Here is a 12,067-nt window from a genome sequence, read left to right as displayed (position 1 = left end):
ATGACTGACGAAGCATCTCCTGAGGAGGAGGTCGTCGCGGTGGCGGCGGCCGTGGCGAACACCGCCACGACATTGGAGGTCGCCGAGGCCAACCCCTTGCGCGACCCGCGTGACAAGCGGCTGCCGCGGGTGGCGGGGCCGTGCGTGCTGGTGCTGTTCGGCGTGACGGGCGACCTGGCCAAGCGCAAGCTGCTGCCGGCCATTTACGACCTGGGCAACCGCGGCCTGCTGCCGCCCGGTTTCTCGCTGGTCGGTTTCGCCAGGCGCGACTGGAAGGACCAGGACTTCGCGCAGTTGACGCACGACGCGGTCAAGGCGCACGCGCGTACGCCGTTCCGCGAGGAGGTCTGGAAGCAGATCCTCGAAGGCATCCATTTCGTGCCGGGCGAGTTCTCCGACGACGGAGCCTTCGACGCGCTGGCGATGGCGTTGGCGGAGATCGACCAGACCCGCGGCACGGGCGGAAACTACGCTTTCTACCTGTCCGTCCCGCCCAAGTTCTTCCCCGTGGTGGTCGAGCAGCTCAAGCGCACCGGCCTGTCCGACGCGCCCGAGGGGTCGTGGCGGCGGGTGGTCATCGAGAAGCCGTTCGGCCACGACCTGAAGTCGGCCCACGAGCTGAACGAGATCACCACGTCGGCGTTCCCGGAGAGCTCGATCTTCCGGATCGACCACTACCTGGGCAAGGAGACGGTCCAGAACATCCTGGCGCTGCGCTTCGCCAACAACCTGTACGAGCCCATCTGGAACCGCAGCTTCGTCGACCACGTGCAGATCACCATGGCCGAGGACATCGGCATCGGCGGGCGCGCCGGCTACTACGACGGCATCGGCGCGGCCCGCGACGTGATCCAGAACCACCTGCTCCAGCTGCTCGCGCTGGTCGCCATGGAGGACCCGACCTCCTTCGACGCCTCGGCGCTGCGCCGGGAGAAGGAGAAGGTGCTCAAGGCGGTGCGGCTGCCGTCCAACCTGGGGCTCAACACCGCCCGCGGCCAGTACGCGGCCGGGTGGCAGGGCGGTGAGAAGGTCGTCGGCTACCTCCAGGAGGAGGGCATCCCCGCCGAGTCGATCACGGAGACGTACGCGGCCATCAAGCTGGAGATCGCCAACCGGCGGTGGGCCGGGGTGCCGTTCTACCTGCGTACCGGCAAGCGGCTGGGCCGCCGGGTCACCGAGGTGGCCGTGGTGTTCCAGCGGGCGCCGCACCTGCCCTTCAGCAAGACCGACACCGAGATCCTCGGCCAGAACGCCCTGGTCATCCGCGTGCAGCCGGACGAGGGCATCACCGTGCGGTTCGGGTCGAAGGTCCCGGGCACCGCCATGGAGGTGCGCGACGTGTCCATGGACTTCGCCTACGGCGAGTCGTTCCTGGAGTCCTCGCCCGAGGCGTACGAGCGGCTGCTGCTCGACGTCATGATCGGCGACCCGCCGCTCTTCCCGCACCAGCGCGAGGTCGAGCTGTCCTGGACGATCCTCGACCCGATCGAGGACTTCTGGGCCACGCAGGGACAGCCCGAGGCCTACGAGTCGGGCTCGTGGGGACCGGAGTCGGCCGACGCGATGATGGCGCGCGACGGCCGCGTGTGGAGGAGACTCTAGTGACGACTTTCATGCTGTCGGACACGACGGCCGGCAAGATCTCGGCGCAGCTCATGCTGCTGCGCCACCAGATGGGCGCGCCCGCCATCGGCATGGTGCTGACCCTCGTGGTGGTCTCCGAGGAGCGCCACCAGTACGACGCGCTGCGCGCCGCCACCGAGGCGGCCCGCGAGCACCCCTCGCGCATCATCGTGGTGATCAAGCGGGAGGAGGCCGAGCCCAACCGCCTCGACGCCGAGCTGCGCATCGGCGAGAACACCCCGGGCGAGGTCGTGGTCCTGCGCCTGTACGGCGAGCTGACCCAGCACGCCGACTCCGTCGTCAGCCCCCTGCTGCTGCCCGACACCCCCGTGGTGGCCTGGTGGCCGGGCGCGGCCCCCGACGTGCCGTCCAAGGACGCGATCGGCGCCCTGGCCCAGCGGCGCATCACCGACGCCAAGGGCTTCGAGAACGGCGGCGCCGCCTCGCTGGTCACCCGCGCCAAGGGGTACGCCCCCGGCGACACCGACCTGGCCTGGGCCCGGCTGACGCCGTGGCGCAGCCTGCTGGCCGCCGCGTTCGACCAGCCGGTGGGCAAGGTGCGCAAGGGCGTGGTGGAGGCCAGCGCCGGGCACCCGAGCGCGCCGCTGCTGGCGGCCTGGCTGTCGGAGCGGCTGGGCGCGCCGGTCAAGGTGGGCGAGTCGGCCGGTCCCGGCCTGACCGCCGTACGGCTGCAGACCGGCGACGGCGAGCTGTCGGTCATGCGTTCCGACGCGCGGCTGGCCACGCTGTCGCGTCCCGGCCAGCCCGACCGGAACGTGGCCCTGGCCAGGCGGCACACCTCCGAGCTGATGGCCGAGGAGCTGCGCCGGCTGGACAGCGACGAGGTCTACGAGGCCGCCGTCAAGCGCTTCGCCCGTACGTACAAGGGCTGACCCCCCTCCACTTGAGAAAGAAGTGTCGTGAGCGTTCCCAACGTTGTCGTGCACCGCGACGCCGACGTCCTGGCCAAGGCCGTGGCGGCGCGCATCATCACGCGCCTGGTCGACGTGCAGTCGGCCAAGGGGTCGGCCTCGATCGTGCTGACCGGCGGCACGGTCGGCATCGCCACGCTGGCCGCCATCGCCGCCACGCCCGCCCGTGACGCCGTCGACTGGCGGCGCCTGGACGTCTGGTGGGGCGACGAACGTTTCGTGCCCACCGGCGACAAGGAGCGCAACGAGACCGGCGCCCGCCAGGCGCTGCTCGACCACGTCGACCTGGACCCCGCCCGGATCCACGTCATGCGCGGCCCCGACTCGGGCATGACGGCCGAGGAGTCGGCCGAGGCGTACGCCGCCGAGCTGCGCGCCGCGGCCCGCCCCGAGGACCACGGCCCGGTGCCGGCCTTCGACGTCATGCTCCTCGGCATGGGCCCCGACGCGCACGTGGCCTCGCTGTTCCCCGGCATGCCCGCCCTGTACGACACGCGCCCGGTCGTCTCCGTCCACGGCTCCCCCAAGCCGCCCCCCACCCGCATCTCCCTGACGCTGCCGGCCATCCAGGCGGCGCGCGAGGTGTGGGTGGTGGCGGCCGGGGAGGAGAAGTCGGGCGCGGTACGCCTGGCGCTGTCGGACTCGGGGCACGTCCAGGTGCCCGCGGCCGGCGCCCGCGGCCGAGCCGGCACCCTGTTCCTCCTGGACCGCGCCGCCGCCGCCAAGATCCCCCCAGAACTGGGCCGCCTGGCCTCCCCCTGACCTCGAACGCGGGTCCGGGGCGCACGGCGTGCCTGGCAGTCAGAGGGTGGCGGTCAGGGTGTCGATCTCCTTCAGGAGGGTCTGCTTGCGGTCGGCGGCCAGGTAGGAGGCGTTGACGGCGTTGCGTGCGAGCCGGGCCAGCTCGGGGGCGTCCAGGCCGAGCACGTGGGCGGCGGCCCGGTACTCCCCCGCCAGCGTGGTGGCGAACATGGGCGGGTCGTCGCTGTTGAGGGTGACGTACAGGCCCTCCTCCAGCATCCGGGGCAGCGGGTGGGCGGCCAGGTCGGGCACCTGGCCGGTGCAGACGTTGGAGGTGGGGCAGACGTCCAGGGGGAGCTGGGTCTCGCGCAGGTGGGCGACCAGGCGGGGGTCGGACAGGCAGTTGATGCCGTGGCCGATGCGCTCGGCGCCGTACCCCTCGATGACCTCCCACATCGTCTCGGGGCCGCTCATCTCGCCGCCGTGCGGGACGCTGTGCAGGCCGGCGGCGCGTGCGGCGGTGAAGGCGTCGCGGTAGGCGTCTCGGTACTTGGGGCGGTCCTGTTCGATGCCTCCGATGCCGAAACCTACCAATGCGGCGGGAGGTTCGCGCAGAGCGTGGTCGACGGTGATCCGGGCGGCCTCCTCGCCGTACTCGCCGGGGATGTCGAAGATGTAGGCCATCTCCACGCCGTGGTCGGTCAGGGAGCGCCGGGCGGCCAGGTCCAGGGCCTCGGTCACCTCGCGCATGGGCATGCCGACCATGTGGTGGGCGTACGGGGTGACCTGCAGCTCGGCGTACCGGCCGCCCTGTCCGGCGAGGTCCCTGGCCAGCCCGAGGACGAGGGTGGCGACGTCCTCGGGCTCGCGGACGAGGCTGTTGACGGCCTGGTAGACGCGGGCGAAGTGGGGGAAGTCGAGGAAGGTGTAGAAGCGGCGCAGTTCCTCCTCGGAGGTCGGCACCTCACTGCCGGGATGCCGCCGGGACAGCTCCAGCACGGTGTCGACCGAGGCCGAACCGACCAGATGCACGTGCAGCTCCACCTTGGGCAGCGCGTCGATGAAGGCGTCGATGGTCATGGCGAAGACCATAAGCCTGAGATTTCGTCCTGAGACAGGGAAAGGGGTGAAATATCACCTGAAGATGTCAGGATTCGGGCGGCGCGGGTAGGCTCGTGGCCTGTGAGGGATCCCGAGGCTTACGACCGCGGCTTCGCGCGGCTCAGCTCGCACACCGTCCAAGCCCTGCTCGCCGCCGTAACCCGAGGCGCCGACGTGACCCCGGGCCTGGACGGCCGGGTGGAGCGGCGTCCGAAGGCAGGCGGTCCGGGACGGCGCCCGGAGGCAGGCGGTCCGGGACAGCGTCAGGTGCGGATTCTCGACGTCGGGTGTGGCACCGGCGTGGTCACGGCGGCCGCGCTCGCGGCCGGCGCCGAGGTCACCGCTGTGGACGCCGATGCCGCCATGCTGGAGCTGGTCGCCCGCCGCCACCCCGCGGCCACGGTCCGCCGGGCCACCCTGCCCGTCCTGCCGTTCGAGGACGCCTGCTTCGACGCCGTGGCGGGCAACTTCGTCGTCAACCACGTCGCCGACGTCCCGGCGACGCTCGCGGAGCTGCGCCGGGTGCTGCGTCCCGGCGGCGCCGTCGCGCTGACCTGGTGGAAGTCCGACGAGATGACGGCCACGAACGTCTTCGCCGAGGCCCTGGCGGCGGCGGGGGTGCCGTACGAGCCCCCGGTCCGCCCCTTCGCCGCCGTGGAACGGCCGGAACGCTTCGCCGGGCTCATGAAAGAGGCGGGCTTCACGGCCGTGGACGTGCGGACGCTGCGCTGGCGGCACCGCGTGGACGTCGCCGCCTGGTGGAGCGGCGTGGTCGAGGCGGGCGGCCCGCGTTTCGAGACGGTCGCCCGGCAGCCGCCGGAGACCTACGCCCGCGTCCGGGCCTGCTACGACCGCCTGGCCGCCCCGTACGCCGACGAGGGCTTCCCCGTCTGTGCCCACCTGGCCCGCGGCCTGCGCTGACCGGGGCCAGGGCACGTCGTCCACCGATCCTCGCCGAACGGCGGCCCGGCGAAGCCACACCACGGGCCTCAGGCGCCCCAAACCCGGTGAGCGCTCCGGGCTGCGGCACGTGCTTCAGCGGTGGGCGATCTCCTCGAACCGTACGCCCGTGAGCCGCGCGGACACCTCCCACAGCCGCCTGGCGACCTCCTCGGACCTGGCCGTCTCCGAGGGCGTCAGCAGCTTCAGCCGGGGGCCGACGAACTCGCCGCCGGTGATGTCCGGCGAGGTGGCGGCGTACAGGGAGGGGGCGGCGCCGGCGTCGGCCGACCGGAGGAACAGCCGCAGGAGGGGCTGCAGGGGCCCCAGCTTGACGAAGCGGGTCGCGGTGGCGCCCGGGTGGGTGGCCACGCTGATCAGGCGCGTACCGGCGCTGGAGGCCCGTCGCTGGAGCTCCAGGGTGAAGAGCAGGTTGGCGAGCTTGGACCGTCCGTACGCGCTCATCCGGCCGTAGCCGCGTTCCAGGGCGAGGTCGTCGAAGTCGAGCCTGCCCATGGAGTGCGCGTCGCTGGAGACGGTGACCACCCGGGGGTGCGGGGCGGCCAGCAGCCGTGGCAGGAGCAGCCCGGTGAGCGCGAAATGTCCGAGGTGGTTGGTGGCGAACTGCAACTCCCAGCCGTCCTTGGTCAGCCGGCGGGGGATCAGGCCGATGCCGGCGTTGTTGACCAGCAGGTCCACCTTGTCCATCGTGTCGGCGAAGCGCCGGACCGAGGACTGGTCGGCCAGGTCGAGAGCGCCGTACACGACGTCGGCCCCCGGCACCGCCCGCCGGATCTCCGCCACGGCGGCCTCGCCCCTGTCCGCCGAGCGGGCGGCCACGATGACGCGGGCACCGTGCCGGGCCAGCTCACGGGCGGTGGGCAGGCCGATGCCGCTGTTGGCGCCGGTCACGACGGCCGTTGTGCCGGTGAGGTCCGGGATGTCGGCGGGCGTCCAGGGGGCCATCGCCCCTCCTTGCAGCTGTACGAACGCGTTTTCGTGCACCTTAGTCCAGTCGGCGGCGGGCGTGGCGCTCCTCGCGGCGCGTGACCTCCAGACGTTGCCGGACCTCCTCCAGCCGCTTACGGGCCTTGGCGAGCTTGCGTTCCAGCCGGGCGACCTTCTCGGCGCGCTCGTCGTAGTCGCGGGTGACCGACTCCAGGGCCTCGGCCCACTCCCGGTGGGCCGCCTCGGCCTCCGCGCGCTCCTTCGCCTTCCTCGCCTCTTCGGCCTCCTTCGCCTCCTTCGCCTCTCGGGCCTGCCTGGCCTCGGCGGCCGCCCGCGCCTCGGCCTCCGCGTCCTTCCCGGCCCGCCCCCGCGCCGTGGACCGGGGCCCGCTGGAGGGGGTGGTGGCGGGCGCGGTGGAAGGGGCAGTGGCGGGGGCGGGGGCGAAGCCGCTGTAGCTGAGCGGTTTGGCCAGGCGGCCGGCCCGCACCTGGTCGGCGGCGCCGGCGTCCACGACGGCGGCGTCCAGCGTCTGGTCCACCTCCGAGGCGGCCGCCGCCGACAGGCCGCCGCCCTGCCTGGCCAGCCTCGCCACCTTGGCGGTCGCCTCGCCGCGCGACCGGGTCAGCTCGGCCAGCGCTCCGGCGTCCTGCGCCTGCCAGGCCGCGCGCAGCCGCTCCCCCACGCCGAGCAGTTCGGCCAGCTCGGCGGGGTGCTCGCGGGCCAGCCGGTTGACCGCCCAGGCCGAGACGGTGGGCTTGCGCAGCTTCGCGATGTCGCGCGAGAGCCGTACGTCGCCCGCCTCCTTGGCCGCGCGGACCTCGGCCGCGCGGGCGGCGGTGAACTCCGCCGGCGGGACTGCGTAGAGGCGGCCGGCCACCTCGTCAAGATCCACACAGGACAAATACCCCACACGGCGTGGTTTGTAGCGCATAGTGGAGGCAGCCCCAGTCGAACGGAGGCCCCCGGTGTTCGAACGCTTCACCGACCGTGCGCGCAGGGTCGTCGTGCTCGCCCAGGAGGAGGCGCGGCAGATGAGCCACGACTACATCGGCACGGAACACATCCTGCTGGGCCTCATCCACGAGGGTGAAGGTCTGGCCGCGCTGGTGCTCGACGGCTGCGGCGTGGAGCTGGAGCACGTACGGGCCTTCGTGGAGCGCGAGGTGGGCCGCGGGGCCAGCTCGCCGAGCGGGCACATCCCCTTCACCCCGCGCGCCAAGAAGGTGCTGGAGCTGTCCCTGCGCGAGGCGTTGCAGCTGCGCCACAACTACATCGGCACCGAGCACATCCTGCTCGGGCTGATCAGGGAGGGCGAGGGGCTGGCCGCCCAGGCGCTGGCCGAGACCGGCGCCGACCTGGCCGACGTCCGGCAGCGCCTGCTCGACCGGGTGGGCCGCGGCACCAGGGAACGTCCGACGGAGGTGTACTTCGGCGGCGGCTCGGTGCTCGCCGAACGGCTCACCCGCATCGAGGAGAGCCTGGAACGCATCGAGCGTCACCTCGGCATCGGCCCGGCCGCCGCCCCAGCCGACTCCGGCGGGCCAGGCGGGCCCGGCGAGCCCGAGGAGGAGGGCCTAGGCTGAGGCCCGCGCGCCGACCGGCAGCCGCGCCTCCACGACGCCCGGGTCCTCGGTCCGGCCGACGGAGGCCCCCAGGGTGGTCAGCAGGCCGCGCATCCGCGCGTTGTCGGCCAGCAGCGTGGCCCTGACCTCGGCATACCCGAGGTCGCGCGCCTGCCGCACCAGCATCCGGGCCAGCACGGTGCCCAAACCACGCCCCTGCCAGCGGTCCTCCACCAGGAAGGCCATCTCGGCGATGCCGGGGTCGGGGGTGAACATGAGGTTCGCCATCGCCACCACCTGGCCGTCGTGCCCGGCGACCAGCGAGAAGCCCCTGCCGCGGTCGCAGAGCCGGTCGAACGTGCGCGGCGGGAGCGCGGGCATCGAGGTGAAGTAGCGGAACCTGCGGGCCTCGGGCGAGCACCTGTCGTGCAGGTCGCGCACGGCCTCGCGGTAGATCGTGGTGAGCGGCCGCACGGTGACCTCGGCGCCGTCGGCCAGTTTCAGCGCGTGTTCGGACGGGGTCTGGCCGGGCGCGGGCTGGGCGAGCCGGGCGAAGGAGGCCGCGCGGGCGGCCTCGGTCAGCGTGAACGGCAGCCCGGTGCGGCGCAGGCGGACCGCGCGCCGCCGCGCCACGGGCACGACGAGCAGGGTCGGGTCGGGGAGGTCGTTCACCGGTTCACCGTAGATCCACCGGGCGTCGTCCGCGCGCAGCAGCTCGGCCAGCAGCTCGGGCAGCCGCCAGGGCATGGAACGCAGCCGGGAGGCCAGCAGCAGCGCCCTGGTCGGCTCGTCGGTCAGCTCGTGGGCGGTGGCGGGGACCACCTGGACGCGGCGGCCGCCGGCGGCCTCCAGCGCCTCGCGGACGGCCTCGGGGCTCGCCGGGATGTCGGCCACGAACTCGTCGACCGTGCCGTCGGCGTCGGACTGGACGCTCAGGCCGAGGATGTTGCCGCCCCTGGCGGCCAGGGCCGAGGCCAGCGAGGCCAGCCGTCCGGGTCGCTCGTCCACCGTGGTCCGGATGCGCAAGAATCCCATACGAGGAGCATGCCTGGGACGTGTTACATGCCCGCTACCGACGGGTTTCATCACGAATTTCGTCGTGAGATGCGCCACCTAATCCCGATATAGCAGGATATGGGGCCATGAACGCGCGAGTTCCCTTGTCGTCCGGATTCGTCAACGGTGACGTGTCCTTCTGGTACCGCTCGTCCGGGGTGCCGGAGCCCGGTCCGCGGCTCGACGGCGACCTGCAGGCCGACGTGGCGATCGTCGGAGCCGGCTACACGGGGCTGTGGACCGCGTACTACCTCAAGAAGGCCCGGCCCTCGCTCCGGGTGGTGCTGCTGGAGCAGGAGTTCGCCGGGTTCGGCGCCTCGGGACGCAACGGCGGCTGGCTGACCGGCGACCTGGCCGGCTCCCACGAACGGTACGGCTCGGACGCCCGCCGCCTGCAGCGGGAGATGTACGCCTCCATCGACGAGGTCATCGCGGTCTGCGAGAACGAGTCGATCGACTGCGACATCGTCAAGGGCGGCGTGGTGAACGTGGCCCGCACCCCCGCCCAGGCCGACCGGCTGCGCGCCTCGGTGGCCGCCGCCCGCGCCTGGGGCATCGAGGAGGCCGACCTGCGCCTGGCCGACCCCTCGGAGCACGTACGCGTGGCGGGCGCCCTGGCGGCATCCTGGAGCCCCCACTGCGCCCGCATCCAGCCCGCCAAGCTGGCCCAGGGGCTGGCCGGGGCCGTACGTGGCCTCGGCGTCCCGGTCTACGAGCGCACCCCGGTCACCGAGATCGCCCCCGGCCGGGCGGTGACCCCGTACGGGACGGTCACGGCGGCGTACGTCATCCGCGCCACCGAGGGCTTCACCGCCCGCCTGAACGGCCTGCGCCGCCAGTGGCTGCCCATGAACAGCTCCATGATCGTCACCGAGCCGCTCCCCGCCTCCTTCTGGGACGAGGTCGGCTGGCGGGGCGCCGAACTGCTCGGCGACCTCGCGCACTACTACATGTACGCCCAGCGCACCGCCGACGACCGCATCGCCTTCGGCGGCAGGGGCCGTCCCTACCTGTACGGCTCCCGCATCGACGCCCGCGGCCGCACCCACGAGTGGACGGTCGAGGCCCTGTGGCGCCTCCTGGTCGACTTCTTCCCCGCGGCCCGCTCCTCCTCGGTCGCGCACGCCTGGTCGGGCGTGCTGGGCGTGCCGCGCGACTGGTGCTCGACCGTGCACGTGGACCGCGCGACCGGCCTGGGCTGGGCCGGCGGGTACACCGGACACGGCGTGACCACGACGAACCTCGCCGGACGCACCCTGCGTGATCTCATACTCGGGGAGGAGACGGAGCTGACGTCCCTGCCGTGGGTGGGGCGCAAGGTGCGCTCCTGGGAGCCCGAGCCGCTGCGCTGGATGGGGGTGCACGCGATGTACCGCCTGTACCGGGTGGCCGACCACCGGGAGCGTTCCATGCCCCGCACCTCGGCCCTGGCCCGCTTCGCCGACCTGATCACCGGCCACTGACCCCGCACTGACCCCGCACTGAGAACCGCACTGAGAAAGGGAGAACCTCCATGAACATCCTCTTCCGTAGTGGAGGCGCCTTCATCGGCGGCGCCGTGCGGCGCGACGCCGTGCTGGTGCGGGACGGGGTGATCGCCGCCGTCGGCCCGGAGGGCGAGCTGTCCCGCAGCGCCCCCGGCCACGACACCGTCGATCTGGACGGCGGCCTGCTCACCCCGGGCTTCATCGACGCGCACATGCACCCGGTACAAGCCGGACTCGAACGAGCAAAGTGCGACTTGTCAGAGATTTTCGGCCTAGACCCCTACATTGCCAAGATCTCCGACTACGCCACGAAAAATCCAGAAAAAGAGTGGATCGACGGCGGAGGCTGGGACATGTCAGCCTTCCCCAACGGCCTCCCCCACCGCTCCCAGCTCGACTTCCTCGACCGGCCGGCCTACCTGATCCAGCGTGACCACCACGCCGCCTGGGTCAACTCCCGCGCCCTCGACCTGGCCGGCATCACCCGCGACACCCCCGACCCCGCCGACGGCAGGATCGAGCGCGACGCCGACGGCACCCCCTCGGGCGTCCTGCACGAGGGCGCGATGGACCTCGTCGGCCTGCTGGCCCCCCGGCCCACCGCCGAGGACCAGGCCCGCGCGCTGGCCGAGGCCGAGCGGCACCTGTTCTCGCTGGGCGTCACCGGCTGGCAGGACGCCATCGTGGGCTCGTACGCCGGCTCGGACGACCAGCTTCCCACCTACCTCGACGCCGCCCGCGCGGGCCGGCTGCGCGCCCGCGTGGTGGGCGCGCTGTGGTGGGACAGGACGCGCGGCGAGGACCAGATCGAGGACCTGGTCCGCAGGCGGGCCGCCGCCGAGGGGCTGGACCGGTTCGCCGCCACCTCGGTCAAGATCATGCAGGACGGCATCACGGAGAACTTCACCGCCGCGACGCTGGAGCCGTACTGCCGGTGCGGCGGCACGGGCCTGTCCTACGTCGATCCCGGCAAGCTCAAGCGGTACGTCGCCGAGCTGGACCGGCTGGGCTTCCAGGTGCACTTCCACGCCATCGGCGAACGTGCCGTGCGCGAGGCCCTGGACAGCTTCGACGGCACCGACCCGGCCAACCGCCACCACATCGCCCACCTGCAGATCATCGAGCCCTCCGACGTGCCGCGCTTCGCCGCGCTGGGCGTCACGGCCAACCTGCAGCCGCTGTGGGCCACCCACCACGCCCAGATGGACGAGCTGACGCTGCCGTTCCTGGGTGAGCCGCGCTCGTCGTGGCAGTACCCCTTCAAGGATCTCCAGGCGCACGGCACCCGGTTCTGCGCGGGCAGCGACTGGCCGGTCTCCGACGCCGACCCGATCCAGGGCATGCACGTGGCGGTGAACCGTACCGAACCGGGCGGATCGGTGCACGCGGGCTACCCGACGGCACAGACGCCGTTCCTGCCCGGCCAGCGCCTCGACCTGGCCACGGCGTTGAGCGCGTACACCGAGGGGTCGGCCTGGATCAACCGCTCGCCGGCGGGCGTGATCGCCCCCGGCCGCCCGGCCGACCTGGTGGTGCTCGACCGCGACCCCTTCGAGCTGCCCCCGGCCGACATCTGGACGACGCGGGTGCGCATGACGTTCGTCGACGGCGTGGCGGTGCACGGCCGGTGACGCGCGAAGGGCCCCGGTGACCAGCACCAGGGCCCTTCCGCCGGCTC

At 72.8% G+C, this 12,067-nt stretch carries 10 protein-coding genes and 1 pseudogene; 7 read left to right on the top strand and 4 right to left on the bottom strand.

Annotation, left to right across the window (positions count from 1 at the left end):
* The 3 genes from zwf to pgl are packed head-to-tail and all read left to right on the top strand — an operon-like array spanning position 1 to position 3,317.
* Positions 1-1,602, top strand: coding sequence for a glucose-6-phosphate dehydrogenase (zwf, locus tag ACIBST_RS32495; protein WP_397177205.1), 1,602 nt, complete (start codon positions 1-3; stop codon positions 1,600-1,602).
* Positions 1,602-2,516, top strand: a complete 915-nt coding sequence (gene opcA / locus ACIBST_RS32490) for a glucose-6-phosphate dehydrogenase assembly protein OpcA (RefSeq protein ID WP_352323011.1) — start codon at positions 1,602-1,604, stop codon at positions 2,514-2,516. Before zwf ends, opcA begins: the two co-directional genes overlap by 1 nt.
* 27 nt (positions 2,517-2,543) lie before the next feature.
* On the top strand, positions 2,544-3,317 hold the full coding sequence (gene pgl / locus ACIBST_RS32485; protein ID WP_352323012.1) for a 6-phosphogluconolactonase: 774 nt from the start codon (positions 2,544-2,546) through the stop codon (positions 3,315-3,317).
* A 39-nt stretch (positions 3,318-3,356) separates the two neighbouring features.
* On the opposite strand, the gene add is transcribed toward pgl, so the two are convergent.
* A complete protein-coding gene (gene add / locus ACIBST_RS32480) occupies positions 3,357-4,376 on the bottom strand; it encodes an adenosine deaminase (protein WP_397177203.1) in 1,020 nt (339 codons plus the stop codon).
* A gap of 102 nt (positions 4,377-4,478) precedes the next feature.
* Here add and ACIBST_RS32475 point away from each other — a divergent pair, with 102 nt between their 5' ends.
* The gene (locus ACIBST_RS32475) at positions 4,479-5,318 is read left to right on the top strand and encodes a class I SAM-dependent methyltransferase (RefSeq protein ID WP_397177201.1); all 840 of its coding nucleotides are present in this window, start codon (positions 4,479-4,481) and stop codon (positions 5,316-5,318) included.
* 114 nt (positions 5,319-5,432) lie between these two features.
* Here ACIBST_RS32475 and ACIBST_RS32470 read toward each other — a convergent pair whose 3' ends face one another.
* Both ACIBST_RS32470 and ACIBST_RS32465 read right to left on the bottom strand, forming a co-directional pair.
* Complete coding sequence (locus tag ACIBST_RS32470; protein WP_397177200.1) at positions 5,433-6,302, bottom strand: oxidoreductase; 870 nt, start codon at positions 6,300-6,302, stop codon at positions 5,433-5,435.
* Between the two features lie 40 nt (positions 6,303-6,342).
* Positions 6,343-7,176, bottom strand: coding sequence for a hypothetical protein (locus ACIBST_RS32465; protein ID WP_397177198.1), 834 nt, complete (start codon positions 7,174-7,176; stop codon positions 6,343-6,345).
* A gap of 73 nt (positions 7,177-7,249) precedes the next feature.
* Between ACIBST_RS32465 and ACIBST_RS32460 the strand changes: the two are divergent.
* Positions 7,250-7,666: pseudogene (locus ACIBST_RS32460) on the top strand (Clp protease N-terminal domain-containing protein); the annotation flags it as partial.
* Positions 7,667-7,858: 192 nt separating this feature from the next.
* Here the strand turns inward: ACIBST_RS32460 and ACIBST_RS32455 are convergent.
* Positions 7,859-8,881, bottom strand: coding sequence for a GNAT family N-acetyltransferase (locus tag ACIBST_RS32455; protein ID WP_397177196.1), 1,023 nt, complete (start codon positions 8,879-8,881; stop codon positions 7,859-7,861).
* Positions 8,882-8,988: 107 nt separating this feature from the next.
* Between ACIBST_RS32455 and ACIBST_RS32450 the strand changes: the two genes are divergently transcribed.
* Together ACIBST_RS32450 and ACIBST_RS32445 are read left to right on the top strand one after the other, a co-directional pair.
* The gene (locus ACIBST_RS32450; protein WP_397177195.1) at positions 8,989-10,365 is read left to right on the top strand and encodes an NAD(P)/FAD-dependent oxidoreductase; all 1,377 of its coding nucleotides are present in this window, start codon (positions 8,989-8,991) and stop codon (positions 10,363-10,365) included.
* 50 nt (positions 10,366-10,415) lie between these two features.
* Positions 10,416-12,020, top strand: coding sequence for an amidohydrolase (locus ACIBST_RS32445; RefSeq protein ID WP_397177193.1), 1,605 nt, complete (start codon positions 10,416-10,418; stop codon positions 12,018-12,020).
* Positions 12,021-12,067 lie beyond the last annotated feature (47 nt).

This window comes from Nonomuraea sp. NPDC049684 (genome assembly GCF_044465345.1).
Taxonomy (GTDB): domain Bacteria; phylum Actinomycetota; class Actinomycetes; order Streptosporangiales; family Streptosporangiaceae; genus Nonomuraea.
The sequence above is the reverse complement of the archived record's forward strand: the minus strand, read 5'-3'. Positions and strand labels throughout refer to the sequence as shown.

What these genes read in the sequence shown, in the direction of transcription:
- ACIBST_RS32445 (WP_397177193.1), top strand. Translation starts at nt 10,416, where the DNA reads ATGAACATCCTCTTCCGTAGTGGAGGCGCCTTCATCGGCGGCGCCGTG.
- ACIBST_RS32455 (WP_397177196.1), bottom strand. Translation starts at nt 8,881, where the DNA reads ATGGGATTCTTGCGCATCCGGACCACGGTGGACGAGCGACCCGGACGG.
- add (WP_397177203.1), bottom strand. Translation starts at nt 4,376, where the DNA reads ATGACCATCGACGCCTTCATCGACGCGCTGCCCAAGGTGGAGCTGCAC.
- ACIBST_RS32470 (WP_397177200.1), bottom strand. Translation starts at nt 6,302, where the DNA reads ATGGCCCCCTGGACGCCCGCCGACATCCCGGACCTCACCGGCACAACG.
- zwf (WP_397177205.1), top strand. Translation starts at nt 1, where the DNA reads ATGACTGACGAAGCATCTCCTGAGGAGGAGGTCGTCGCGGTGGCGGCG.
- ACIBST_RS32450 (WP_397177195.1), top strand. Translation starts at nt 8,989, where the DNA reads ATGAACGCGCGAGTTCCCTTGTCGTCCGGATTCGTCAACGGTGACGTG.